Here is a 25,834-nt window from a genome sequence, read left to right as displayed (position 1 = left end):
AATGGAACAGACCAGAATTTCCCTGAAATTTGTCGAGGGCGCGGATCAGGCCATAGCTTTACCAAGTTATGAAACCAGCGGTTCTGCTGGGGCGGATGTGCGGGCTAATTTCCCTGCCGAACAGCGTGACGGGCTTGTGCTGCGCCCTAATCAACGGGCTCTGATACCGGCAGGTTTTTCCATGGAGATTCCTGAGGGTTTTGAAGTTCAAATTAGGCCACGCTCAGGACTTGCGCTCAAACACGGGATCACGCTTTTAAACACTCCGGGGACGATTGATTCGGATTATCGCGGTCCGTTAGGCCTGATTGTCGTAAACTTTGGCGACACGGATTACCTTATTTCTCACGGAGACCGGATTGCTCAAATGGTTGTGGCTCCCGTGATTCAAGCGTCGTTTTCCCTAACAGAAACCCTTTCGAAAACCAAGCGTGGGGCTGGTGGTTTCGGCTCAACGGGAAAGCGTGACGGATGATCTTTCCGCTCTTTCTAATGGCGGCAATTTGGTTCGGGGGTGGCTATTTGAAGGCACCGCGCAGCCTACGTGGATTGTTGATATTCTGTATATACGTGGTCGGCTTACTGGCCCATTTTGCCTTGCCGGAAGGAAATGCAATGCGCGGATATTTTGGCCAGGTTTGGGGGGAATGGGCGCTTGTTGGAATGCTCATCGGTAGTGTTTTTGGTTTTCAAAGGTGGATTCTCTGGTTGCGGCACAAAGTGGCGGAAAATGCGGAAACCTTGGGCCCTAACGCGATATTTCGGGATGTTGAAATTGATCGATATTCCCGCCACATCTTTCTGCGCGAGATCGGCGGCGCTGGGCAAAAACGCCTAAGAGACGCGAAGGTTTTGGTTATTGGCGCTGGCGGATTGGGAGCGCCTGTTTTGCAATATTTGGCGGCGGCTGGGGTGGGGACAATTGGAATTGTCGACGATGACGTTGTGGATAATTCAAACCTTCAACGCCAAGTGATCCACAAAGACGCCAGCATTGATATGCCCAAGGTCTTTTCCGCTGAGCAAGAGCTTCGTGCGCAAAACCCTTTCGTGGAAATTCGACCATATTTCAGACGTTTAGATCGAGAAGGCGCTGTCGAATTATTTGCGGAATACGATGTGATTATGGACGGCACGGACAATTTTGAGACTCGGTATATGGTGAATGAGGTCGCAGTTCTTCTTCGGAAGCCCCTTATTTCGGCGGCTATGACGCAATGGGAAGGCCAGATTTCAATCTATGATCCTGCGCGTGGTGGCCCTTGCTATCAATGCGTTTTTCCCGAAATCCCGGCGCCGGGTTTGGTCCCCAACTGTGCAGAGGCAGGAGTCGTAGGACCGTTGCCGGGCATCATTGGTTCCCTGATGGCGCTAGAAGCCGTAAAGGAAATTACTGGTGCCGGCGAGGGGTTGCGAGGGCAGTTGTTGATGTATGATGGGCTTTATGCGCAAGCGCGCAAAATTTCTGTAAAACGACGCGAAGATTGTCCGATTTGCGGTGAAAATTCACATTGAAAGGGTGGTGATCCGCGGCCTTCGTGACTAGCTTATGGTCAAAGGAGACATTCTATGACCAACCCGTTACTCGCTGCTTGGGACACACCCTTCAAGCTTCCACCTTTTGCTGAAATATCTGATGACGATTTTGAGCCAGCGGTTCGGGAGGCCATGGCGCAAGCGCGGGCCGCGATTGCGGCGATTTCTGAGAATTCAGACGCGCCGACTTTCGCCAACACGATAGATACGCTTGAGCAGGCGGATGAAAACCTTGGCCGTGTTTTAAGTGTTTTCTATAACCTCGCGGGGGCTGATAGTTCTGAAACACGCGAAAAATTACAGCGCGTATTTTCCCCGCTATTGGCAGAGTATTCCAGCGATATCAGTATGAACGCGGCCTTGTTCGCGCGGATAGACTCCGTGTGGAATAATCGTAAATCCTTTGATTTAACTGACGAGCAGTTGCGTGTTTTGGAACTTACTCGCCGTGGATTTGTACGGTCTGGCGCACAGCTATCGGGCGACGCACGCGACCAACATCGCGCAGTGAAGGCGCGCCTTGCGGTTTTGGGGACGGAGTTTTCACAGAACCTTTTGGCCGACGAGCGCGACTGGTTTCTGCCGCTATCAGACGATGATTTGGCGGGATTGCCCGAATTTGTGGTCGCCACAGCGCGGGCCGCAGGCGTTGAAAAAAAGGCCAACGGACCTGTCGTAACCCTTTCACGCTCGCTGATCGTGCCTTTCCTGCAGTTCTCGGAACGTCGAGATTTGCGCCAACTCGCCTATGAAGCTTGGGTTGCGCGGGGCGCGAATGGCGGAAAGACGGATAATCGTAAAATCACAAGCGAGACGCTCAAACTGCGCGAAACGCGGGCACAATTGTTGGGTTATGACAATTTCGCAGCCTATAAGCTTGAAACGGAAATGGCGAAAATACCAGAAGCCGTGCGAGAATTATTGATGTCGGTCTGGGATAAGGCCAAACCCGCCGCAGAGGCAGACGCGGCTATTCTTGAGAGCATGATGCTTAAGGATGGCGTGAATGGCCCGCTTGAGGCTTGGGATTGGCGCTATTATTCGGAAAAACGTCGTTTGGCGGAGCATGATTTGGATGAGGCGGAATTAAAACCCTATTTCCAACTGGACCGGATGATTGAGGCGTCGTTTGATTGCGCGTATCGACTGTTTGGGCTTGAGGCTAAACCATTGAACGTTCCACTCTATCATCCCGATTGCCGTGCGTGGGAAATAAGCCGGAATGGCGTGCATGTGGCGGTGTTCATTGGGGATTATTTTGCTCGAGGTTCTAAACGGTCCGGCGCGTGGTGTTCGGCGATGCGCAGTCAGAAAAAACTGGGCGGGGAAGTACGCCCGATTGTGGTGAATGTGTGTAATTTTGCCAAACCTTCGGCGGGCGAGCCTGCGCTTTTGTCCTATGATGATGCGCGGACTCTTTTCCATGAATTTGGCCACGCGCTGCACCAAATGTTATCGGATGTGACCTACGAAAGCGTTTCGGGAACCTCCGTTTCGCGCGACTTTGTTGAGTTGCCGAGCCAGTTGTTCGAGCATTGGCTTGAAGTACCCGAAGTTTTGGAAAAACACGCGCTTCATGCGGTGACGGGCGCGCCCATTCCGCGTGCGTTACTTGACCGACTGTTGGCGGCACAGACCTACAATATGGGGTTCTCGACCGTGGAATATGTGGCATCGGCCCTCGTAGATTTGGACTTCCACAACGGGGATGCTCCGGTGGACACAATGGCGCGTCAGGATGAGATTTTGGCCAGTATTGGCATGCCGCATGCCATTCGAATGCGCCATGCGACGCCCGGGTTTGCGCATGTGTTTTCCGGTGACGGATATTCTAGTGCCTATTACAGTTACATGTGGTCCGAAGTTATGGATGCGGATGCGTTTTTGGCCTTTGAGGAAGCGGGAGACCCCTTTGATTCAGAAACAGCTAAGCGGTTGGAGAAATTCATTCTTTCCACAGGTGGGTCGCAGGATTCAGAAGAGTTGTATCTTCAATTCAGGGGCCGGATGCCAAAGGTCGATGCCCTTTTGAAGGGGCGTGGATTAGTCTGAAAACAGTCCGTTTAATCGCGAATTTCACCCACTCCGACGCCCCAATAATTCGACTTTGGAGCCCACCCTTTGTAGCCATCTGCATTGAGTTCGCACCAGTCGGGATTACAGTCTTGAAGGCGGGCAATTACGCCCGCTTTTAATTCCGCCGTCGGAAGGGCGTTGTCTTTGGGATGGCTGAGAAGTTTGGTCAGGTCTTTGGTGATCACCACGGTGCGCACCCCCGAAAGCAGGGTGAAATGCACCCAGCCCCCAACGCCGTCCATGTCCCGCACGCGGCGCCAATGTCCGAATTCGGCGGTAATTTCCAGCGGCATGTTGCGGTGCTTATAAACCCAGTCAATTCGGTGAGTCAGGCTGGGCCCACGGCGCACATTGGCCTCCAAGGCTTTCATCGATACGAATCGCGGAATTGGTAGATTTGTGACGGCCCCGCGTGTTTCGGCAAAAGACGACGGCGTCATGGACGCAAAAAGGAGCACCGACAGGAGGGCCCGAACAAAGTTTTTGGAACGCATTTTGCGATTGCCTGACTTATTTTCTGCTTCTGTGCGTCGAGTTCTTGTGCCCGATCGTCAACTCGGCCACCATAGTCTTGAGAGCTGGAAAAGAAAAGAAAAGGGAGCGCACCATGCCCGCTAAACGTCTAAGTGTTGTCGTAACGCGACGGTTGCCTGCAGTTGTCGAAGCACGCCTCAAGGAGCTTTTTGAGACAACATTGCGGGTCGATGATACCCCGATGAGTCGCGAGGAACTCTTGGCGGCGATGCAGCATGCGGATGTTTTGGTGCCCACGGTTACCGACAAGATTGACGCCGCGATGCTGGCAACGGCTGGCGCGCAGTTGCGCCTCATTGCGAACTACGGCGCAGGGGTTGATCATATTGATGTCGCTACGGCGCGTCAGCGCGGAATCCTTGTTTCCAACACGCCCGGTGTGGTTTCCGAAGACACTGCCGACATTGCGATGATGCTCATTCTTGCCGTTACGCGCCGAATCCCCGAGGGGCTTCGTGTGATGCAGGAAGGCGGTTGGCGCGGATGGACACCGACGGCGATGTTGGGCGGACGGATTGCGGGCAAGAAGCTGGGGATATTGGGCATGGGGCAAAATGGCCGTGCGGTTGCGCGGCGTGCGGCAGCCTTTGGAATGGAGATACATTACAACAATCGCAAACGGTTGCATCCCGAGGTCGAAGCCGAGCTTGGCGCGACATGGTGGGAGAGTTTGGACCAGATGGTTGCGCGCGTTGATGTCCTTTCGATCAATTGTCCGCATACGCCCAGCACGTTTCATTTGATGAATGCGCGGCGGTTGAAATTAATGAAACCGACGGCGGTGATCGTCAATACGTCCCGTGGTGAAGTGATCGACGAGAACGCTTTGACGCGGATGTTGCGTGCGGGCGAGATTGCGGGGGCGGGCCTTGATGTGTTTGAGGACGGAGCGAACATTAACCCTCGTTTGCGCGCCCTCGATAACGTCGCTTTGTTGCCGCATGTTGGATCGGCGACGCGGGAGGGGCGGATCGAAATGGGCGAGAAAGTTATGATTAATATCAAAACATTTGCCGACGGTCATCGCCCACCGGACCTCGTTGTGCCCAATATTTTCTAGCGCCCGTCTGTTGATTTAGCATAAGATACCGTTGGTCGTGGTGAGCGGCTAGGGGGTTGCCGTGCTTCGCGCCAGCGAACGCCAATTTGATTGAATACCCCTTTTACCACCGAGATTTATGCCGGATACTATGACCGCTCCTTTATAATAGGGACGCAATGTCGGCAATTTTTAGCCGTTGGACACGCTTCTCCAAAGGCAATTGATCTGCGTCAATCGAACTTTGGTGTTCCGTGAAATCTTACCTAACGTTTCTGTCACGTTCTTTTGGTAAGCGAGAGGTGAAACCGATGGACTACAAATATATTCAACCACACATCCAAAAGCTACAATCGGGCAACAGGGATCCTCATCCATTGGCGAGGGACCTCGCGCCCGAGTTGCCAAGCCAGCTTAGCGAATATGTTGATATCCTTGGGCCTTTCCCAAAGCAAAGCCTTGAGGCCCTAACCGACCTCGGGTTGTCTGACGCCGAGATCGCGCGTTACCACATGATCCCTCGGCGCTGTGTTTCGGAGCTTCGCACAATCTGGCATATTCACGGTCACGCCTAATTGCCGACCTAATAGCGGCCACGCAGTACAGTGCGCGGCCTGGTAATTCATGGTGCAGCTCCTTTATGCGGTGTGATCGCGGGTCTGCGCTTACGATTTGGCGGTACCGGAATGCCCGATAGGGTGACGAGATCAGGTTTTCGTTTTTTTCTGACAAGGGGCGAAAGCGTTTGGTCTGGGCGCAAATAAAGATAGTCGCGGGTAAGTGGGACCGCGTCAATTTTACGGGACAGTTGAAACTGATATACCGCTTGATACCCATGCCGAAATGTCTGTTCGCTGGCGGCGAGGTAGAAGCGCCACATCCGCACAAATTGGTCATCATAAATGTTGCGAGCCACGTCTTGGTTTTGGATGAAACGGTCGTACCATTGGCGCAAAGTATAGGCATAGTGCAGGCGCCAGCACTCAATGTCTGTGGCCCATAGCTGTGCCTTTTCGACTGCCGCCATTGTCTCCGAGACCGAAGGAACATAGCCGCCGGGGAAAATATGTTTGGCAATCCAGGGGTTTGTGTCCTTTGACGCGCGGGACCAACCGATTGTGTGTACCAAGGCGATCCCCTCTGGGGATAGGAGGTTGCGAAGAGTGGTGAAATACTCGTCGAAGTGGCGCAAACCAACGTGCTCAAACATTCCAACAGAGACGATCCTGTCAAAATACTCATCGATATTGCGATAGTCGCACAGGCGGATATCAACGCGATCCGAAAGCCCTGCCTGTTTTGCGCGCTCCGTTGCAAAGGCGTGCTGTTCTTTGGACAGTGTGATGCCAACAACATTTGCGCCATAATCCTGCGCCAAGGTCATCGCCATCCCACCCCAGCCACAACCGATATCCAAAACGCGCATGCCCGGTTCGATCAGTAACTTGCGGGCGATGTGGTTAATTTTTTGCGCTTGCGCTTGCTCCAATGTGTCGGAGGGATCCTTGAAATAGGCGCAGGAATACTGGCGGCTTTCGTCGAGAAAGAGATCATAAAGTTGCCCTGAAAGGTCATAGTGGTGCGCTACATTGCGGCGCGCCTGTGGCACCATATTATTCTGTTTCAAACCACGCAAAATTGCCCGCATTTTTATCACAGGCTTTTGCCACCAAACGCGATTCGCCCCAGCGGGATCGACGTTAAGAACAAGCATCGCCAAAAAGGATTGTAAGTCGTCGCCATCAATTGTTAGCGACCCATTCGTATAAGCTTCCCCAAGGGCCAATTCAGGGCTGAGGGCCAACTTGCGGACCGTGGCCATGCTGTGAATGCACACCAAAATGGGTTTGCCAGTCGCATCGCCATAGATGCGTTTCTCGCCATCGGGCATCACAATATGTAGCGATCCATTCTGCAACAATGGTTGCAGCATCTGGTCAAATGAATGTTTCCAAAACCAATCCATTTCGGGGCACCTTTGTTAAAAAATCAACGACTTGAAAGGCAGATCGCATGGTAGGCTTTGCTCCCCGCTTGGCGGTTTGAGTATACGAAGGCCTTTCCAAAATGTAGCATCCGCGCCACCGTCAGAATTGATACAAATCAACTCTGGCAGTCGTAAAAACGGACTCGCTCTTCGGGCTAGGCTGCCAAATCGCAAAACGGGGAGCATAGCTAAGTTCATTGAACCCCAAAGTTTTGCCTCGGCTAATAAATGCTGATCCAGCGCCAGATTGATTTGCCTCAACTGTGGCACCATTTTTTCGCCGACAACGGAGGAGAAAGGTGCCGTGCGCCGGAGGGATTCATCTGGATTGCGCCATAATCGCACCGCCGATAGGCCCGCTGATCCTCCTCAAGAATTACTTCTGTCTCGATGTCAGAAAACCTGTATCCAAAGGAAATCGCGAAAATGGCCACGAATCCACACTTCACCCCTTCTCCTTTACAGGTACCCGATAGCCACAAAGGGTGTGACGTCATGATTTTTCTGGAGGATGCACACGTGGAGACCTCCGCGCTGTTCCATGCCCAAAAGGTCGCGAATGCGTTTTCTGGCAAAGTCGTACTTGTGCATATTATGGCGGATCCTCACGACGGGAAGGGCCCGATTGACCCCGTGGATTGGAATATCAAAAAGCAAAAAATCATGAAGGATCTTGCTGAACGCGCCCGCCCCTTTGCAGGGGAGGATGGGCCAGAATGCGAAGTAAAACTGCTCGAAGGGCAGTGTATCGGCCAAGTTTCCGATTTTGTGGACCATCGGCAGGGGGGCATCGCCGCCGCACTGCGGTCAACGGATGGTCTTGGCTGGCAATCGAGTGATACCGCTTGTGGTGTTTTGCTGTCGCAAAGTGCGGCAATTCTTATGATCCCTGCCCGCGCGAAAGGGGGGCAAGACAGGCGCTATCGCCGAATTCTGGTGCCCCTAGATGGATCGGTCCGCGCAGAGGCCGCCCTCCCGAAGGCTGTTTTGTTGGCTAAAGCGGAAAACGCCGAACTTTTGTTGTGTTATGTCGTCCCGAGCGTGGGTTTGACCGCGTTTGGCGTCAAAGATAAAAAGTCTGAAAAATTGCATGAAATGGTGGCAATCAAGAATGAGCAGGCAGGTAAAAGACACCTAGGTAGCATCAAGAAAAGCCTCGCACACAACGGTCTGAAAGTATCCACAAGCATTGTTCACGTCGGTGATGTACGGCGCGCCATCCTGAGTTTTGTGTCCGAGAAGGCCGTTGATTTTCTGGTCATGGCGACGCACGGACAAAGCGGACACGGCGATGTTGCCACCGGAGATGTCGCCCGTTTCATTTTGGACAGAGCGGAAATTCCGGTGTTGATGGTGCGCCACAAACACAGTCGAGATAATGTCCATGCGTTCAACACGGTGTCGTCCAAGGGGGTGCGGCAACCTGTGGGTACGGACGGATGAATGCCGCCGAAAAAGCGTCACCTGGTATTAATCGCCCCCCGATAAACTATGCGATTGATGCGGGGCCTCCGGTGCTGCTCGATAGTTATCGGGCGTTGCCCCGTCTGTCTGACTGGTTTGAGCAGGTCCGAACGTATTGCGCCGATCCTGCCGCCAATCATGAACGGGCGGCCGAATGGCTTTTGGATAATGACTATCAGGTCAAGCGGGCGTTGCTGCGGTTGCAAGAGGGTATGCCCCCCGATTTTTACCTCAGACTCCCCGCAATGGATGGCACAAACGGCGCAAGGATTCCGCGCGTTTTTGCGGTATCAAATGCGGTTTATGACGAGCTGACCCCCCAAATTATTTTTACAGATCTGGTGCGCTATATTGATGCTTTTCAAATGACGACGCCGCTCACCAATGCTGAGGTGTGGGCGATACCGTCGATGCTTCGCCTTGTGTGTATTGAACGGTTGATCCATGCGATCGGTGCGATGAACGCTGAGTTGTTGCTGGGCGTCGACCTAAGCGAGCAAACATTGGCCACGCCCGTGGCGCGACCCGTTGATCAGATAGCACGGGTGATTGCCAATCTGGTTACCATCGACACGATCAAGTGGGCGGATTTCGTTGATGAGGTGAGTTGTATCGAGGCGGAACTGTCCAAGGACCCCGCGCATATTTATGCGCAAATGACCTTCGAAACCCGCGATAGTTATCGCAAAACCGTTGAGCGGTTGGGGAGGCGCACCAACGCCTCCGAGTCCGAAATCGCGCGCAAGGCGGTGGTGTTGTCCCAGAAAGAAAGCCAAGACTCGCTGCGGCATCATGTTGGCTATTGGCTCATAGGGGACGGGTTGCACGCGTTGGAAGCTGCAGTTGAGTATCGCCCGCCCCTCATTTCTGCATTTCAGCGCCAATTGTCCGGATTTAGGGGCGCGCTCTATGCTTTGGGGCTCTCGCTGCTTGTGGTGGCCGCCTTAATGGTGTCCGTCGTCTATTTGTGGGTCAATGATGCAACGTGGGGTCAATGGATTATCGGTGTCGCGGCAACGTTGTTGCCCGCCACAATCCCAAGCGTGTGGGTCGGGCATTGGCTTATCACCCGTCTGAGCCGCCCCAAGCCGCTCCCTGAACTGGATTTTTCAAAAGCCATTCCCTCAGAATTTTCCACGGCCATCGTGCTTCCTGTAATTGTCGCGTCTGAGGCCGAGGTCGAGGGGATTGCCGAAAAGCTGGAGATATTGCGCCTCGCCAATCCCGATCCGGCCCTCACCTTTGTGGTGCTGTCCGATCCGGTCGACGCGCCGACACAAACAATGCCCGACGACCCCCTGATCGAAATCGCATTTCAAAGCCGGATCGCGGCGCTCAATCTTCGGTATGGAAAACAGGGCAAAGCCCCTTTCATTTTGCTGCACAGGGCACGTCAGCACAATCCATCCGAAGGCTGCTGGATGGCGTGGGAACGCAAGCGCGGCAAGCTTGAGGAGTTTAACCGCTTCGTGTTGGGGGAGGGTGTTGATGCTTTCAACGTGGTTGCCGGTCCCGTCGAAAGCCTGCGCGGTCTGCGCTATGCGATCACGCTGGACGCAGACACCCAATTACCACCAGGCACCACATCGCGTCTCATTGGAATTATTGCCCACCCCCTCAACCGAGCCGTCATTGATCCGCAAAGCGGGCGCGTGACCAAAGGCTATGCCATCTTGCAACCTCGGATCGAAATCCTCCCTAAACTTGAGAAAAACACGCATTTTAGTCACCTTTATGGTGGAGATACCGCCGTTGATATTTATAGCCGTGCGGTGTCGAATGTGTATCAAGACCTGTTTGGAACCGGCATTTACGTCGGCAAAGGGATTTATGACATTGCGGTCCTGCATCGCAGCACAGCGGGGCGGATTCCTCAAAATTCCATTCTCAGTCACGACCTTTTTGAGGGGCTGCACGCGCGCGCGGCGTTGGTGAGTAATTTGGTTTTGTATGAAGACATGCCCGCGACTTATCCGGAATTTGCGCAGCGTCAGCACCGTTGGATGCGGGGGGATTGGCAGCTTGTCCCTTGGCTCGGGCGCCGCGTACCTGATGCGCAGGGAGGACGTATGCGCACGACGTTGACGGCGCTGGATCGTTGGAAAATGGTTGATAATTTACGCCGAAGTCTGACGTCGCCCGCGTTGTTGTTGCTCTTTTTGGGGGCGTGGCTGGTCTTGCCGGGTAGTGCGTTGGTTTGGACCGTTTTGGTTATTGCGGCCCCGGGTAGCTATCTGGCCGGAGAATTATTCGCCATCGCAACAGGGGGAATCCGGCGGGGGGCGCTGGGCACCGCGATCCATAAAATCAAGACCACGGGTGGGCGCTGGTTTTTTACGATCACGTTTCTGGTCAGCGACACCTTGATCTCGCTTGATGCAATTTTTCGCACTCTTTGGCGGCTCTATGTGACGGGCAAAAAACGGCTTGAATGGACCTCGGCGGCGCATGTGTCCAGCAGGCTTTATGGCCAAAGTATTCGGCGGGCCTCTTGGAACCTGATGTGGCCCTCTTCGGCGCTTGCGGCGGTTTTGGCGGGACATCTAGCCCTCAATAATCCTAGTGGTTTCTGGTCTGCGATACCGGTTCTGATCCTATGGTTACTTGCACCAGAAATCTCTGTGTGGACCGCACGCCCGCGGTATTTCCGCACCCAGTCCCTAAAGGCCACCCAACGTGCCTTCCTGACGTTGGTCGCACGGCGCACATGGCATTTCTTTGAGACCTTTGTTGGGCCAGACGACAATTGGTTGCCCCCTGATAACTATCAATTTGGCGACAAAGAAGAGATCGCGCATCGCACCTCGCCCACCAATATCGGCATGTTTCTGACCTCCGCTTTGGCGGCACGTGATCTAAATTTTATCACCGTCAGCGATTTCGTGGCCCGCAGTCGCAACACCCTCGACACGCTGGAGCGGATGACGCGGTATCGCGGGCATCTGCTGAATTGGTACAACACCCAAACCCTTGCCCCCCTTGAGCCGCAATATGTTTCGACCGTCGATAGCGGAAATCTTGCGGTTGCGTTAATCGCCCTGAAACAAGGCTGTCTGGACCTTGTGGCGCGCCCAGCATTTGAGAGCAGTAGTTTTGGCTCTCTTGAAACAACCCTCGACCTTTTGTGCGGGGCCCTCCGCGAGGTGCCAGACGTAAATGAGCGCGCGCTGCGCGATACTGAGCGGGCCATCCGGCGCCTGATAGCCCAGACCGCTTCATCTCCGCTGGTTTGGAAAACCATCCTCGACACGCTCGGTGACCCGCTCTGGCAGGAATTGGAAACGACTGTGCGCGATACGATCGAGGACGCGACTGATTTGCCCCAAACGCAAGTGAGCGAAATTACGACGTGGCTCGAACGGTTCCACCACGACTTGCACGCGATTGCGCGCGATATCGACACCTTCCTGCCGTGGCTTTCGTTGCTTGCCGAAGTGCCCGCGAAAATTAGACCCAGTGCACAGGAAGTGGCGGAGATGATGTACCCCTCAAAAGGGCAAAATGGGAAACCGCATGCACCAAAGGCCCTGTCCGATCTCTTGGAGGCGTGGCGATCGGCGCACCCGAATGTTGACCCCAAGACCCAAGCGTGGCTCGATCAGATGCAGCAGGCTATTCACGCGGGGCTTGCGCAGGAAAACGCGTTGCACGCCGCGTTGGGGGATTTGGCCCAAAAGGCTGGCGAGATGGCCTACGGCATGGATTTCACATTTCTGTATGACTCTGCGTCGCGCCTTTTTTTCATTGGCTACAATCACAGTCTCGGAAAAATGGACAGCAGCCACTACGACCTTTTGGCGACCGAAGCCCGCTTGGCCAGTTATTTCGCCATTGCCAAACATGATGCCCCTATTGAGCATTGGTTTGCGTTCACGCGGCCCATCACCCGCCTTCAGGGAAAACCGTCCATTCTGTCGTGGAACGGGTCGATGTTTGAATACCTCATGCCGCCGCTTTTTTTGCCCAGCTACCGCGATACTCTATTGGGAGAAAGCGAGTTGACGGCCGTTGAATTTCAGCGGGAGTATGCGCGGGCGCGCGGCGTGCCGTGGGGGATATCGGAATCCGCTTTTGGTATCACTGATGCACAGGGCACGTACCAATATCGTGCGTTCGGGGTTCCGGGATTGGGTATTCGCAGGGGTCTGACCGAGGACCTTGTGGTGGCACCATACGGCTCGGCTTTAGCGTTGTGTGGATGGCCGCAAGCGGCGGCTGAAAACTTGCGCGCGCTTTCAAAACTCGGGGTGCTAACCCGATATGGCTTCATCGAAGCTTTGGATTACACACCGGATCGCGCCCCTCGAAATGCCGATTTTGTACCCGTGGAAACCTTTATGGCGCACCATCAGGGGATGGTACAGGTGGCTATCGTCAATGCGCTGCGGGACGATATTATGGTGAAACGGTTCCTGCAGGAAAAAGCGGTTAAATCCATGGATCTTCTCCTGCAGGAACGCGTGCCATGGGATGAACCCTTGGAACGTGGCCGCGCGGATGAAGGTTGGACTCATAAAGCCGATGTGCCGTCTGCACCAGACCTTGCCCCATGGCTGCCGTCGCCGGACTTTGTTGTTCCGCAGGTGCATCTATTGGGCAACGGGCGCATGGCGTCGTTGATCACTGATAAAGGGGGAGGAGGGCTTAGCTGGGGCGAAACTGCCCTGACACGCTGGCGCGCGGATTCTACCCGCACAGCAACCGGAATGTGGTGTTACCTTGAGGATGCCGATCGCGCAGAAATCTGGTCGCTTGGCGCCGCCCCGTCGGGCCATACCACAGCGGAAACCAAAGTTGTTTTCCACCAGCACATGGTTGAATTCCTGCGCCGGCACGCGGGTATCGTTGCGCGTATGGACGTGACCGTTGCGCCATATGATGACGTGGAAATTCGGCGTGTGACGTTGGTGAATGAGGGGGACAAGGATCGAACGATCAACCTGACAACCTACGCTGAGGTGGTTTTGGCGCCCCCACTGGAAGACGAGCGCCACCCAGCTTTCAGCAAACTCTTTGTAAAAAGCACCTATTTTCCAAAGGAGCAGGCCTTGTTTTTCAAACGCCGTCCGCGCCGCCCCGAAGCCCGCCCCCCCGCCTTGCTGCACAAGTTGATTAGCACCGATCCTGACCTCAAAGTCGCGGCATGGGAAACCGACCGCCGCCGATTTCTGGGCCGCAATCAGAGGGAACAGACGCCGCAAGGGTTGCGCGAGGGATTAAGTGGAACCACAGGGTGGACGCTTGATCCGGTATTGGCCCTTCAAGTGCGTGTGCGCCTGAAGCCCATGGAGACAAAGGAGTTGACCTTCCTCACCGTCGCAGGGACGTCCCGTAAGGATGTGGTGCAAGTGGCGAAACGCTATCCCGTGATCGCGATTGAACGCACGTTCCGCGACGCTTTGTTTGAAACGGCGCGCGCGGTTCACAAGCTGGGGATTGAACCTGCGCATTTGCCGGAGTTGCAATTGCTGTCCTCGTTGCTGGTGCATGCCCACCAGACATTCCGCGCACCACCGCCGCAGGACACAGAGGTTTGGAAGGGGCAATCAGACCTTTGGCGGTTTGCGATTTCGGGTGATCTTCCGATCCTTCTCCTTGAGATTTCACACCCCGAAGAGTCAGCGCTTTTGGATGTTTTATTACGGGGGCATCGCCTTTGGCACGATCTTGGGTTGCACGTTGATTTCGTAATTCTGCGCGACGCGACAACGAGTTACGAAGAGCCGCTGCGGGAGAAGGTTTTGTCGATCCTGAGCGATACCAATGCGACGAGCCTGTTGGGGATGCGCGGCGGAGTTCATTTGCTTGCGGCGGACCAACTGGAAGCTGGGCTTCGACGCGGCATGGAAGCGGCTGCGCATGTGGTGCTGCGCGATCAAAACAAATCTCTCGGTGAGTTGCTGGATCGCGCCTTGAACGTTGGAAATCCTTCGCCGCCTTTCGAACCCGTTCCAGCCCCAGAATACAAACCCGTATCCGCGATCCCTAGGCCGAAAAACCTGTTGTTTGACAACACATATGGTGGGTTTGATCCCGATAACAGTGACTACGTGATCCATCTTTCCCCCGAAATGCACACTCCAGCGCCTTGGTGTAACGTTTTGGCTAACGACGATTTTGGCTGCCTTACGAGCGAAGCAGGACTGGGCGCAACTTGGGCCATTAACAGCGGCGAGCATCGCCTCACGCCTTGGTCCAACGATCCAGTGGCGGATGTCCCGTGTGAAGTGGTTTACCTTCGAGATGAGGCAAACAGTGATGTTTGGACCACGACGCCCATGCCGATGGGGATGGATGCGACGTGTCAAATTCGACATGGCGCAGGGTTTACGCAGTGGCGCCAAAACAGTCACGGGTTGGCGCAAAAGGTGTCGGTTTTTGTGCCGGTCGACGGTTCGGTCAAGCTTGTGCGATTGCACCTTAACAACAAGTCCGGCCAAGCGCGCCGTATCTCGGCGACCTATTACGCGGAATGGTTGCTCGGCGCCCTCGACAGCGTTGCGCGCCCGCATGTCTCCAGCCGGTACGATCCAGCCCTAAAGGCCATTATCGGGCGTAATCGATGGAATGCGGAATTCGGCGCACGTGTTGCATTCCTGACGGCTTCGTTAGGCCCCCACAGTGTGACGGGGTCACGCAGTGATTTTCTGGGCCACGAAGGCGATGTGTTTAACCCAGACGGTTTGCGGCGCTGGGATTTAGGCGGGCGTTTTGTACACGGAGGTGACGCCTGTGGCGCGTATCAGGTGCATCTTGATATCCCCGCAGGGGCGCAGGCCGAGGTTGTTTTTGCCTTGGGGGAGGTCGCCAATCAAGCCGCCTTGGCCCAAGCGGTGGAGCGCTGGCAAGACCCAACCGAGGTCGAAAACGCGTGGCGCGCATTACAAGACACTTGGGTTAAAAGGTTGGGGAGTGTTCAGGTGAAAACCCCTGATCCCGCGTTTGATTTGATGGTGAACAGGTGGTTGCCTTATCAAAACCGAAGCTGTCGAATTATGGCGCGCGCGGGGTTCTATCAAGCTGGCGGAGCCTACGGTTTCCGCGATCAATTGCAGGACGTACTCGCCCTGTTACTCAGCGAACCCCAACGCGTGCGTCAGCATATTTTATTGGCGGCACGCTACCAGTTTGAAGAGGGCGATGTCTTGCATTGGTGGCACCCACCCGAGGGGCGGGGGGTGCGGACACATTGTTCGGACGACTATCTCTGGTTGGTCTATGTCACCGCGCGTTATGTTGCCGCGACAGGGGATATGGCCATTTTGGATGTCAAAATTCCGTTTTTGAGCGCGCCGGAGTTGAGATCCGAAGAGCATGATCGCTATGCCCTGTTTGAGCACGGCGAGATAGGAACGTTGTATGAGCATTGCGCCCGCGCACTGGACCGGATGATGGAGACAGGAGCCCATGGCTTGCCGTTAATGGGAACGGGCGACTGGAATGATGGCATGGACCGGATTGGCGACGAGGGGCGTGGCGAAAGTGTTTGGTTGGCGTGGTTTCAAATCGCCACCGTGACCGCGTTTGCTCCTGTGGCCCAGAAAACAGGGCGGGAAGAGGACGTTGCTCGCTGGCGTGTGCATACCAGCCATTTGGAAAACGCGCTGTCCACGCAGGCATGGGATGGAGATTGGTATCGACGCGCTTTTGATGATGAGGGTTTGCCTTGGGGGGCGTCCGAAAATGAGGAATGTCGGATTGATTTGATTGCTCAAGCGTGGTCGGTTTTATCAGGTCTCCCTGCGGATGCGCGAGCGCTCAAGGCGTTGACTTCGGCAGGTGAGAACCTTGTCGATGTCCAAAACCGGCTTATCCGCCTGCTTACCCCACCCTTTGACAAAACCGACCGTGATCCGGGATATATTCGCGCCTATCCACCGGGTATTCGTGAGAACGGGGGGCAATACACGCATGCGGCAGTCTGGCTTGGCGTGGCCTATGTAGCGATCAACGAGGGCGACCTCGCACATCAGGTTTTTGACATTATCAACCCCATTCGACGCGCCACAAACCAGCAAGCGGCAGACCTCTATCAGCGCGAGCCCTATGTGCTGGCGGGGGATGTGTCGGGCGTGGGCGCTCAAACTGGGCAGGGAGGTTGGTCTTGGTACACGGGCGCCGCGGGGTGGACATTCCAACTTGGGGTCGAAGGTATTTTGGGCATGCGACCTGAACGGGGGGCTGTGAGAATGGACCCTTGTCTGCCGACGGCATGGGCGCACGCCGAAGTCGTGCTCGACTGCGGAAATGGCCGCCTTGAAGTGGTCATCGAGAATCCCGATCACCTCGCCCATGGTCAAGGGTTGCTCTGTGTAGACGGCAGCGACACGATATACTCGACGGTGACCTATCCGGGAAAGGGACAAACACGAAAAGTTGTCAATACCATGAAATAAAGCCCCCAAGGGAGCGCATCCGTGTTTTCTTGTCGATTTTCAGGGGCCCCTAAATAACGTGGCGGCCCAGAATAGACTTTCTAGGCCGCCAGTAAAGACCGATGAAGGGCGCGGTGTCAGGGCAGGGACGGGGGGGCGGCCTCCATGGTCTAACTGGGGTGTTGATTAATCCGGAACTGGTTCGAAATACGGGTCGCTTTGGGGACAGACCACGCCTTGACGTGCCCTTGAAAAATGGCTGTGGTCATAACGTCCAAGTTGTTGTTTATTCAGTCGGCGTAAAAACAGTTTGTTTTTAACTAGCGTGTAATTAGGGAGATAATGGCACAAAGGCGGGAGAAGCGATTGATTTGCATCAATCTCTGTGCGTCATCTGGATTCCGCTTCACAAAGATAAAACGCGTCGCAGGCAGCCTCCCGCCCTCGAATGACGCGCTTTCCTTTTAGAGGGCCGCGATGCTCGGTGACCACAGTACATTGCCCTTGGGCGCGTTTTTCTTGTTCGAAATAAACCACAACCCAATCGCGCGTCCGTTGGAAATTTTGTGCCGCTGGTGTGTTGGAAAAGATGGCGGTCAAATGCCATTTGTTGCGCTCAGTATGGAGAATTGGGAGGTTTAACGACCCCGAAGCGTGAATCCGACGTGACGAAAGCGTCGGCATTTGGTCGATAGCCGCTCTGTAGGCGCGATCAATCTCAAAGATATCAACAACGGAGGGCTGTTTTTCAAGCGCCTTGTGCAGCGTCGGCCGACGCCGAGAGAGGATTTCAGTTAACGCATGTGAAATGGCATTTACCCGCCGCTCGCCTACGCCTTTAAGCGCCAAGAGGCGACCGTCAATAGTGGCCTTTTCCAGATCCTCAAGCGTATCAATGTTCAGTTGGGAATGGATGGATTTCGCAAGTCGTCGGCCAATCAAAGGGATCGTTTGAAAGAGCTTTTCTGGGCCATGGTTCCCGCGCAACCTATCTATTAAGTTAAGATTTCCAGTTTCGTGCAGCTCGGCAATCGCTTTTGCGACGGGAGGAGCAATGTTGGGAAGCCGATCCGGACTAGCCCTCTCCATAATAGATTGAAGAGGTTGCGCTAAGTCCGCGACATAATGTGCGGCCTCGCGATAGGCCCGCACGCGAAACAGCGATGCGCATTGTTGATCCAGCAAATCGGCGACCTCGTTGAGCCGCGCGGCAACAAAACGATTTTTGTTCAAAGTCTCGCTTAAGTGATCCTGTCGTTGGATGAATGCAGACATTTAGGCGGCCTCTCTTTTGCCGATGATACCATTAGGCGCGGTGTGGCGTATGGGCGGGTACGTTCAAATTGTTGTGGGTTTAAGAGTAACGAAAGGATCAGAATGCCGATTGATATGTCTCAACCGGGGCGATTAATTCTCGGGCTTGGAATTGCCTCAGAATCGATTGAGTGCCCCTGTCTTTGATTCCCGCGGAAAAGCGCGCGTATCGCCTTGGCGCGTCGAGATTCAAAAAAAGAGTGGTGCGTGTGCAGGCATCTAGACGATTTGGTTGACTCAAATCAATTCGACCGCGTCAAAATAGGGCAGTTAAATAAGGTGCTTCAATCAAGGGAGGGGAATCCATTTTGGTTTGAAGGGGATTTGGATTGAACTGGGGTGATCGGGAAAGCGGGATTAGGGAAAACGTGTTTCGGGCCAAGGGACGTTCGAACCGAAATCAACTTTTCATACAGTAACCACACAGAAAACCTGCGGCGTTTTCCATTGTTTGCACGTTGGTGGTTTTGATATGTGCCCATGAATCCAACAATTTGACAGATGTAGGAGCTTGCGGCTTTACGCGCAAGTCTGGGGGAAATCTCGCGTACGATCGATAGCAATGTTTTCAGAAATATTATTTTTTGCGTGTCGAGCGACATTTCTAAATGTTCAAAAAGTGGAATGTATTGTGAAAAAATTAGTTCTAAACACGTCTGATACACTCGAACGTATTTACGATTCGGCGCTTCGAAACACGCTCTTAGAAACGATTTTGGAAGTCGTTTCTCATTTCTTGCCAGGGACGGCGGTTGTGTTGTTCGGACAGGATACTGTGCGCCTGCCGGGAAATTTCATGTTGCACAAGGGGCTGGCGACGAATGCTGTCGTGGCGTCGATGGCGAACTTGGCGGTTGATAATCCGTGGTTTGAGCGCCAGTGGCACCAACGGCTCGGAGAGATATACCAAGACGGTGAACTCATGTCGCGAGAGGAGCAAATCGCTTCACGTGGATTGACCATATGGAATGCGACAATGGGGGCAATGGTCCACGCGTCAGGGATCGTTCTTCATCGACAGCGCACCCGACAACTGGTTTTGGAAATTCGGTTTCCAGAAACAACAGACGCGAAATCACGGCGCGACGCGACGGTCCTGCTGGAAGCTTTAGGTCCGCATCTCGTGCGGGCGGCAAAAATTATGTACCTCAAAAGCCGCTTTCCGTTGAGCACACAAATGGCCAATGATGTACTTGAGCTGTTTCCTTTTCCGGTTCTGATTGTTGACACGGAATGCCGTGTTCGCAGCATGAATGAGCGCGCCGAACTTTTGGCCAACAGGATGGATACATTTTTCATTAGTGCCGACAGCATCTTTCATGCCACCAATTTGGACGCCGAGTTGGAGTTTCGAGCCATGGTGAACCGGATGGGAGCTGGGGTTCAGCACAGCACCGAACTGTTTTCCCTGCCCAATGCCGAAAAGTCACAACAGATCTTTCTTTCGTTGACCAAACTCGGAGCGAACTCGACGCAGCGCCTAAACTCGCGTAACGTGTATGAAAAGCAAGGTGCTCGCTTGGCTCTGATTATTCAGGACACAACGGAGGCGCTTAAACTAAGTCACAGCGCACTTTGGAATGCATTCAAACTGACCAATGCCGAAGCCGAATTGGCCTCGCTGTTGTTGGAGGGGTGCACAATCGGGGACTGTGCGCAAAAGCAGAGTTTGGCGAAACAAACGCTGCGCAATCACCTCGGTTCTATAATGAAGAAAACCAAGACGAACCGGCAACCACAACTCGTTGCGTTATTGACTCGATTGGCACTCACGACGACACTCTAGAGGTAGATAGCCTCTCGCAGGCGTCACTTTGGGTCCATCGCATTACGGGGGGCCTTGGTGATGGCATGTGACCTGATACTGTAGGAGTGATCGTTGAAATCCCAATTTTTCGTCCTCGCGATGATGTGTTTTGGCTCCACGGCCCATTCTCAAACCTTTGATCAAGACCTCCTGAGTCCCTTTTCAGCCCTTGGAAGCGGCGTGACGTTTGGGTTTGCGGATATGTCCCAATCGGACGAATTCAACGTGACGGGCCCCAGTGTAGGGTTCGGACTTGCTGCTAAAATCGACAGTGACGACGTTGCTCCGTTTTATTTGGAGTGGAGTGGATCGTGGGCGTGGGGGTCGAATTTCACGTCTAGCACCGAAATGCAGGGATCCGATGCCTACGTTTACGCGCCCAGAAGAAGCCCCGTGGGCACAATCGACCTCTCCACCGAGATCAGTGCCACTGGCCCCACCGCGGCGGCGACGGTGCAAATCACAGATAATTCAGGGGATACGGCGTCCATTTTCAGTTCTGCATTTTCGCCTTTCGGAACCGGAAACTCAGTGGCGCAGTTTGCCACAACGATGACGGATGCGGGCGGTATTTATGCGGCATTAACCACAGACGGCGAGGCGATTACCGCCACGTCCTATGGGGGAATGTTTGACTCGACGGGCGTTTCGTTCATGGGGTCGGGCAATGAAAGCAACACCACGACCATCACAACCACGGTTGAAGACAATATCAAATTTTCCAATCAGGTGCTTTACCTGAGTAAGCGTTTTTCACTGGATGAGAACTGGATTTTGTCGCCCAAAATCGGGCCGAACTATCGTAGTTTTGATCGCAGCAATACAACGCGCACGACCATTAATATTGACGGAAATCGCGGATCGGATTCCTCCATTCCGACGGTAACAATGGAAGATAACTGGAAGCTAAACGGGAAATACTATGGTGCCGTTTTGGGGGCGGGCCTCACGCGAAAAATAAACGACGCTTGGAGCATCAATTTTGGGGCGGAAGCCGGACTGACAAAGTTCAATGCCAAATCTGAAACGATGGAGCTGGTGAATTTCGCGGGGTCTGCTTCGGCCATTCCCGGCGAGCGCAAATCCTTGAATGGCACCGCACGCGTTGGTCGGATTACGGGCGCATTAACCCATGTTGCCGAGAACGGCGCGATTATCGTTTTTGGTGGTTATTTGGATTACATGTCGGATGTACCGTATTTACAATTTGAAACGGTTGGCAGTCCCAACATAACCACGGCGGGATCATCCGTTGGCTTGTCAGGGAACGGCGATACCTATCGCACACATTCCATCCAAAAAAAGAAGATGATCGGTTCGGGTCTCAATCTGAGTTTTGTTTTTCTCTTTTAACGTCCCTTAAAACGCTGAAAGCCCGTCCTGATTATCACAGTCCGGGCTAGTCTAGCGCGGTGTCGCAGGCGGCCTCGTTTCCGCCTGAGCGAACCGATAGTCGCGCCAGATAGCGATCTCCGGCCAAGGCATTGACGATGACCATTCCGACAATCTTTCGCTCGTCCGGTGCGACGTCAAACAAGCCACTTTGCGCGATGTTGGAGCGGCCACTTACTCCCTGTTTTGTAACGACAAAACTGTAACTCCCCGCGGCCTTGTCCCCCGACCAAACCACGCCACGGAGTTGAAGATTCTGCGACACCGTTTTGGTAGTTATCTCACAGTGGAGTTTCCCAGAGGAACTCTCTGTCTGTACCTCTCCCAAGGCCGATTTTTCTGTTTGGCTCATGGCGTTTGCCCTTTGTATCATGCAAAGTGTCGATACGCCGATAACCAAAAAAAGAACCAGCGCCTTGTGCCACGAAGGGTGACGAGCGCCGTTAATATCCAAAACTGATACGGGCATCTTCTCTGCTCCCCTTTTTGCGGGATAATTTGGTTCCTGGGTTAACGAGGCGCAACGATTTGTGCACTGTAATTCGCTCGCCCAGGTAACTCATAACTTGTCCGCCGGTTGAAGTTTTACCGACGCGGCCTACCGATCACCTCGTTTGAATGCACCAAATGCCTAGAGAAATGATCAAATTGACCCGCTAGTTGTTGATTCCGAATTCTAGCGTCGTCGTTGCGCCACCACTCCCCCATGTTTGAGAGTACGTAGAAAACGAACCGGAATATTGTGGTGCGGAGAATTGAAAACTTCCGTACCCCTGATAATTCCCAGTCTGGTCTACGCTTCTGCTAAAATCATTCCCAACTTGGGCGATAGATGCTGTGTTCCAGCGTCCGTTCTGACCAATGGCCGCACTGTTATTATTTCCAACCTGAGTTGTGTGAGCGTCATTGTCACCAGTTTGCGTTGTTGTGGCTTCGTTGTTGTCTCCGGTCTGATTTGTGTCTGACGTGTTTTGTCCAAATACGGAGAGTGGGGCGCTTATCAGCGCCGCAGTGATAAAGATCCTGAGCATCGTCAATCCTCCCTTTTTTTCAAAGAAATAAAATTTGTGGTTAGCCTGACTTGAACAGTTCTCTTTAGAAAGCCTGGCTACCTAAGAAAAAAATTTCAAAGAGATCCGATTCGGCATGGCAAACGTGTTTGTATAGGGTCACACGGGGCGGCATTTTTAATGCCGCCCCTGCATTTTAACGGTTAGTGTGGCGAAACGCCGTCCACTTGAACAGTCAGGGAGCCGTTGCCGACACCAACTTGATTGGTGTTGGAATAGTGGCCCGTGCCAAACTGGCCGGTTCCCGCAGCATTTAGGTGACCAGCTTGAGTCGTAACCGAGCCGTTGAATGCACCGTCTTGCAATGTGCCAGAAAAGTTTCCGGAACCGTTTTGACCAGTGAAGCTGCCATTGGCGAGACCGTACTGACCTGTCATCGCGAGGTTAGACCCAGCCTGCATTGTGGTTTGGCTGTTGAACCAACCGCCCTGATCGACGATTGACACGTTTTGGGCGTAAGCTGCGCCTGACAGAAGTGCGGAAACAGCGACGGTTGCAAAAATCTTTTTCATAATTTCCTCCATAGAGTTGATAATTAAGGTGTTGAACTTGGTATGCGTTGCGGGTTCCTCCCCGATCTGCCTCATAAATTTAGCTTGAAAAACGGCGGGAATCCCGTTGGAAAGTGCCGCGAAAATCTACATTTTTTCTATATAATTCAAATGCCTATACTTCGACTTAGCCAATTGTCCCTGCTTGGAACCAATTGCGGAGGAAATGGCGAAAACGGCTGGTCAAACAAGCAAACGGTCCACAAAACTTACGTGTCTACCGCGCGGTCAGCATTTTGGGGCAAAATTGGATTTTTGTACCCATCAGCTAGTATAAACGTACTGGGTTTTTCGTTCGAAATGACCCGAACCACGCGCGTAAAAACCCTCTAGCAAGGGAGCGACAAAACTACCGGGTTCGAAACTGGCCCTTTGTAAGAATCATATCCCAGTGCCTTCAAGGATGACTACCGACCCTCTGCGCCTCTGATTGGGATTACTCACCGGGGATGGTCATAGACAGCCAACGGAAAAACCCGTTCCGTTGGTCCAAAGATGAAACGGAGATGATGGAAGTGCTGATGGCAGGAAAGAGTGTGATTGGGAGGTTGGGGAGGAAGCCCGAAGCAAATAAGCTAAACGACTTTGACCGCGCTTCACACTGGCTTAGGCCTTGTGACATATCTGCGAACGCGCCGCCGCTCCCCTACTGAACGGCCAATTAAGGAGGCAGGCCTCTTGCGAGCGTGTATGTCAAAGACCCAACATTGGGGTTCACCCAAGATTTGCGCAATGAGTGCAGGTCTTTTCACGGCGATTGGTGCTCAGAATATGAATTGGGTTTTTCGAGGGGTCATCCCTTTTTGAGGGTCATTGCCAGTCGCATTGTCGCGGCAAGGACCGCCTGCGCCAAAATGGGGGATCGGCCCGTGGTCATCGGTGCCTCGCCCTGCGGATCATTTTCGCGCAATGTGCAGGTCCAATGGCCGTCTTTGTCATTCGTTGGTCCCTGGAAGTTTATGGACCAGTCGGGAAAGGCGTCATCCGCGATACGCATCGCCTCGTCCGTGGTTCCAATGCGTTCTGCTAGCCTAATATCCGTGTCAACGGCGTCCGGTAAAAGATAGGCCATCCCATGCGCCACACCATCGAAATCGGCTACGGTGAGATCGGTTTGCGTCTCAAGTTCCTTGATGAGAATGTCTAATTCAGGGTCTTTCATCGGTGGATCGCCTTTCGTGCGCGGGTTGCATCAATGGCTCAGGAGGACGGCACAATCTTGTTGTTCAATTAGGGTTTTCGTCGTACCGCCCAAAATCTCCTCGCGCAGGCGCGAATGGTCGTAGGCCCCCATGACAATCAGGTCTGCCCCTGCTTCTTTGGCCCGTTTGAGAAGAACGGTTCCGACGGGTTCCCCGCCGCTTGGATATTGCATGATGGTAATATTGCACCCTTGGTGGCTGAGCCAACGCGCGACGTCAGAGCCGGGGTTTTCACCGTCGCGCAACTGATTAGTCATCGGATCGAAAATCGCGACGGTCACGTTCTTGGCTGCCCGCAGGATCGGGAGGGCAGTCCGAATGGCGCGCGCAGCGGGAAGCCCAACTTTCCACGCGACGAAAACTGTTTCGGGTTGCAAGGAGGACGCTTTCCCTGTCCCATTGAGCAATACACCCGTTGGCGCTTGAAAAAGGGTAACACGGAGCAACCCCTTAAAGAGATCGCTGTCCTGTCGTAATTCATTGGCAAAAACCATCAGGTCGCAAGCCATCGCCCGACGGGCTACGGTGTCGGGCAATGTGACCGCTTCGCCGCTCACTATACTCACATCCGCACTCACCCCTTGTGTCGCGAGGTACTCTTCAATCTGTAGGCGCGTTTGGTCCAGTTCGGCATTCGTTTTGTCGACTTCGCCATGCCAATCATAGGCGATGGATTGTCCGCTAAACGCTCCAACCTCATAGGTATAAAGGGGAATTGGCGGAACCGCTCCCAACACCAACACACTCAGATGCAGGTTATGCTCCCTTGCGGGGTCGGTGAGCGGTTTGAGATCGACAGACGAGGCCGACCTACCAACCACCACGAGGAGTGTGGCGTTTTTCATGGTGGCATTCCTTATATTCGGATTGCTTTTATCATGCCGCTTCACAGGATTGAGGCGTTGATCTAAATCAACTGTTACAGGCTTGATCATACTTGGAAAATGGCCGCCCTTTCGCTTTATGCGGCAATGATATTTTCAAGATGTTTGGATAGGTCTTTGGGCGCGACTTTTGTAAGGTCTTTGTCCACCGCCCCCATTACCGTTTCTTTGATGGTGTCTGGCAAGGCTGCACGTAATAACCCGAGCATATGCGGCGCTGCTACAAGGATCAGCCGATCAAAACTCCGGTCGCGATACCCATGGGCCAGTTGGGCGGCAATGAAGGTTGCAAATTTGGCCTGCGCCAAGGCCGCAGGATCGCGACGGGTTTTTGCCGCATTAGCATGCCCGTGGCTGCTGTGGCCCATACCCGCTGCGTCACTATATTCTAGGGGCGGATCGGCGTGCCATGTCTTGCCAGCCTCACTGACAAACCCTTTTCCCGGGCCGTTGTTTTTCATAACATGCGCGATCTCAGCATTTGCAAGAACGGCCCAAGTCACGACGGGTTTCATGGCAGGTCTCCTACTCCTCATTTCCCTTTCACCATATCGCTGCGGAGGTTTCCGTTTATGACATGGATCAACCGTCGTTTCGATCTGG

Annotated in this window: 18 protein-coding genes; 9 read left to right on the top strand and 9 right to left on the bottom strand. The window is 53.8% G+C overall.

Annotated features, from left to right (window positions below; all coding sequences use genetic code 11):
* Nucleotide 1: 1 nt before the first annotated feature.
* Genes dut through AB9F29_RS16240 form a run of 3 tightly spaced genes read left to right on the top strand, consistent with a single transcriptional unit; the run spans nucleotide 2 to nucleotide 3,588 of the window.
* Nucleotides 2–475 carry a dUTP diphosphatase gene (dut, locus tag AB9F29_RS16250; protein ID WP_369756413.1) on the top strand — a complete coding sequence of 158 codons (474 nt, stop codon included), beginning with the start codon at nucleotides 2–4 and terminating at the stop codon, nucleotides 473–475.
* The gene (locus tag AB9F29_RS16245; protein WP_369756412.1) at nucleotides 472–1,515 is read left to right on the top strand and encodes a ThiF family adenylyltransferase; all 1,044 of its coding nucleotides are present in this window, start codon (nucleotides 472–474) and stop codon (nucleotides 1,513–1,515) included. Before dut ends, AB9F29_RS16245 begins: the two co-directional genes overlap by 4 nt.
* Before the next feature lie 54 nt (nucleotides 1,516–1,569).
* Entirely contained in the window at nucleotides 1,570–3,588 is a 2,019-nt protein-coding gene (locus AB9F29_RS16240; RefSeq protein ID WP_369756411.1) for a M3 family metallopeptidase, read from the top strand.
* Nucleotides 3,589–3,599: 11 nt separating this feature from the next.
* Here the strand turns inward: AB9F29_RS16240 and AB9F29_RS16235 are convergent, their stop codons facing one another.
* On the bottom strand, nucleotides 3,600–4,106 hold the full coding sequence (locus AB9F29_RS16235; RefSeq protein WP_369756410.1) for an SH3 domain-containing protein: 507 nt from the start codon (nucleotides 4,104–4,106) through the stop codon (nucleotides 3,600–3,602).
* Nucleotides 4,107–4,219: 113 nt separating this feature from the next.
* Between AB9F29_RS16235 and AB9F29_RS16230 the strand changes: the two genes are divergently transcribed.
* Together AB9F29_RS16230 and AB9F29_RS16225 are read left to right on the top strand one after the other, a co-directional pair.
* Entirely contained in the window at nucleotides 4,220–5,206 is a 987-nt protein-coding gene (locus AB9F29_RS16230) for a D-glycerate dehydrogenase (RefSeq protein ID WP_039001371.1), read from the top strand.
* Between the two features lie 290 nt (nucleotides 5,207–5,496).
* Nucleotides 5,497–5,760, top strand: a complete 264-nt coding sequence (locus AB9F29_RS16225) for a hypothetical protein (RefSeq protein ID WP_335584079.1) — start codon at nucleotides 5,497–5,499, stop codon at nucleotides 5,758–5,760.
* A 47-nt stretch (nucleotides 5,761–5,807) separates the two neighbouring features.
* On the opposite strand, the gene AB9F29_RS16220 is transcribed toward AB9F29_RS16225, so the two are convergent.
* A complete protein-coding gene (locus AB9F29_RS16220) occupies nucleotides 5,808–7,151 on the bottom strand; it encodes a class I SAM-dependent methyltransferase (protein ID WP_369756409.1) in 1,344 nt (447 codons plus the stop codon).
* Between the two features lie 447 nt (nucleotides 7,152–7,598).
* Between AB9F29_RS16220 and AB9F29_RS16215 the strand changes: the two genes are divergently transcribed.
* Nucleotides 7,599–8,615, top strand: coding sequence for a universal stress protein (locus AB9F29_RS16215; RefSeq protein WP_369756408.1), 1,017 nt, complete (start codon nucleotides 7,599–7,601; stop codon nucleotides 8,613–8,615).
* Nucleotides 8,612–17,032 (top strand): GH36-type glycosyl hydrolase domain-containing protein, encoded by an 8,421-nt coding sequence (locus tag AB9F29_RS16210; RefSeq protein WP_369756407.1) that lies wholly within the window; start codon nucleotides 8,612–8,614, stop codon nucleotides 17,030–17,032. Before AB9F29_RS16215 ends, AB9F29_RS16210 begins: the two co-directional genes overlap by 4 nt.
* A gap of 369 nt (nucleotides 17,033–17,401) precedes the next feature.
* Here AB9F29_RS16210 and AB9F29_RS16205 read toward each other — a convergent pair whose 3' ends face one another.
* Nucleotides 17,402–18,286, bottom strand: coding sequence for a helix-hairpin-helix domain-containing protein (locus AB9F29_RS16205; protein WP_369756406.1), 885 nt, complete (start codon nucleotides 18,284–18,286; stop codon nucleotides 17,402–17,404).
* Between the two features lie 670 nt (nucleotides 18,287–18,956).
* Here AB9F29_RS16205 and AB9F29_RS16200 point away from each other — a divergent pair.
* Both AB9F29_RS16200 and AB9F29_RS16195 read left to right on the top strand, forming a co-directional pair.
* Nucleotides 18,957–20,111, top strand: coding sequence for a helix-turn-helix transcriptional regulator (locus tag AB9F29_RS16200; protein WP_369756405.1), 1,155 nt, complete (start codon nucleotides 18,957–18,959; stop codon nucleotides 20,109–20,111).
* A 93-nt stretch (nucleotides 20,112–20,204) separates the two neighbouring features.
* Entirely contained in the window at nucleotides 20,205–21,485 is a 1,281-nt protein-coding gene (locus AB9F29_RS16195) for a hypothetical protein (protein WP_369756404.1), read from the top strand.
* Between the two features lie 46 nt (nucleotides 21,486–21,531).
* Here the strand turns inward: AB9F29_RS16195 and csgH are convergent, their stop codons facing one another.
* From csgH to AB9F29_RS16165, 6 genes are all read right to left on the bottom strand, one after another.
* Nucleotides 21,532–21,876 carry a curli-like amyloid fiber formation chaperone CsgH gene (csgH, locus tag AB9F29_RS16190; protein WP_335584072.1) on the bottom strand — a complete coding sequence of 115 codons (345 nt, stop codon included), beginning with the start codon at nucleotides 21,874–21,876 and terminating at the stop codon, nucleotides 21,532–21,534.
* Nucleotides 21,877–22,180: 304 nt separating this feature from the next.
* Nucleotides 22,181–22,555, bottom strand: a complete 375-nt coding sequence (locus tag AB9F29_RS16185) for a curlin repeat-containing protein (protein ID WP_369756403.1) — start codon at nucleotides 22,553–22,555, stop codon at nucleotides 22,181–22,183.
* Nucleotides 22,556–22,737: 182 nt separating this feature from the next.
* Nucleotides 22,738–23,106, bottom strand: coding sequence for a hypothetical protein (locus AB9F29_RS16180; protein WP_335584070.1), 369 nt, complete (start codon nucleotides 23,104–23,106; stop codon nucleotides 22,738–22,740).
* Nucleotides 23,107–23,938: 832 nt separating this feature from the next.
* Entirely contained in the window at nucleotides 23,939–24,307 is a 369-nt protein-coding gene (locus tag AB9F29_RS16175; protein WP_335584069.1) for a hypothetical protein, read from the bottom strand.
* A 30-nt stretch (nucleotides 24,308–24,337) separates the two neighbouring features.
* Entirely contained in the window at nucleotides 24,338–25,192 is an 855-nt protein-coding gene (locus AB9F29_RS16170; protein ID WP_369756402.1) for a universal stress protein, read from the bottom strand.
* A 116-nt stretch (nucleotides 25,193–25,308) separates the two neighbouring features.
* Nucleotides 25,309–25,746: a host attachment protein gene (locus AB9F29_RS16165; RefSeq protein WP_335584067.1), complete on the bottom strand. Its 438-nt coding sequence runs from the start codon at nucleotides 25,744–25,746 to the stop codon at nucleotides 25,309–25,311.
* Nucleotides 25,747–25,834: the final 88 nt, after the last annotated feature.

Source organism: Falsihalocynthiibacter sp. S25ZX9 (assembly GCF_041205405.1).
GTDB lineage: Bacteria > Pseudomonadota > Alphaproteobacteria > Rhodobacterales > Rhodobacteraceae > Falsihalocynthiibacter > Falsihalocynthiibacter arcticus.
The sequence above is the reverse complement of the archived record's forward strand: the minus strand, read 5'-3'. Positions and strand labels throughout refer to the sequence as shown.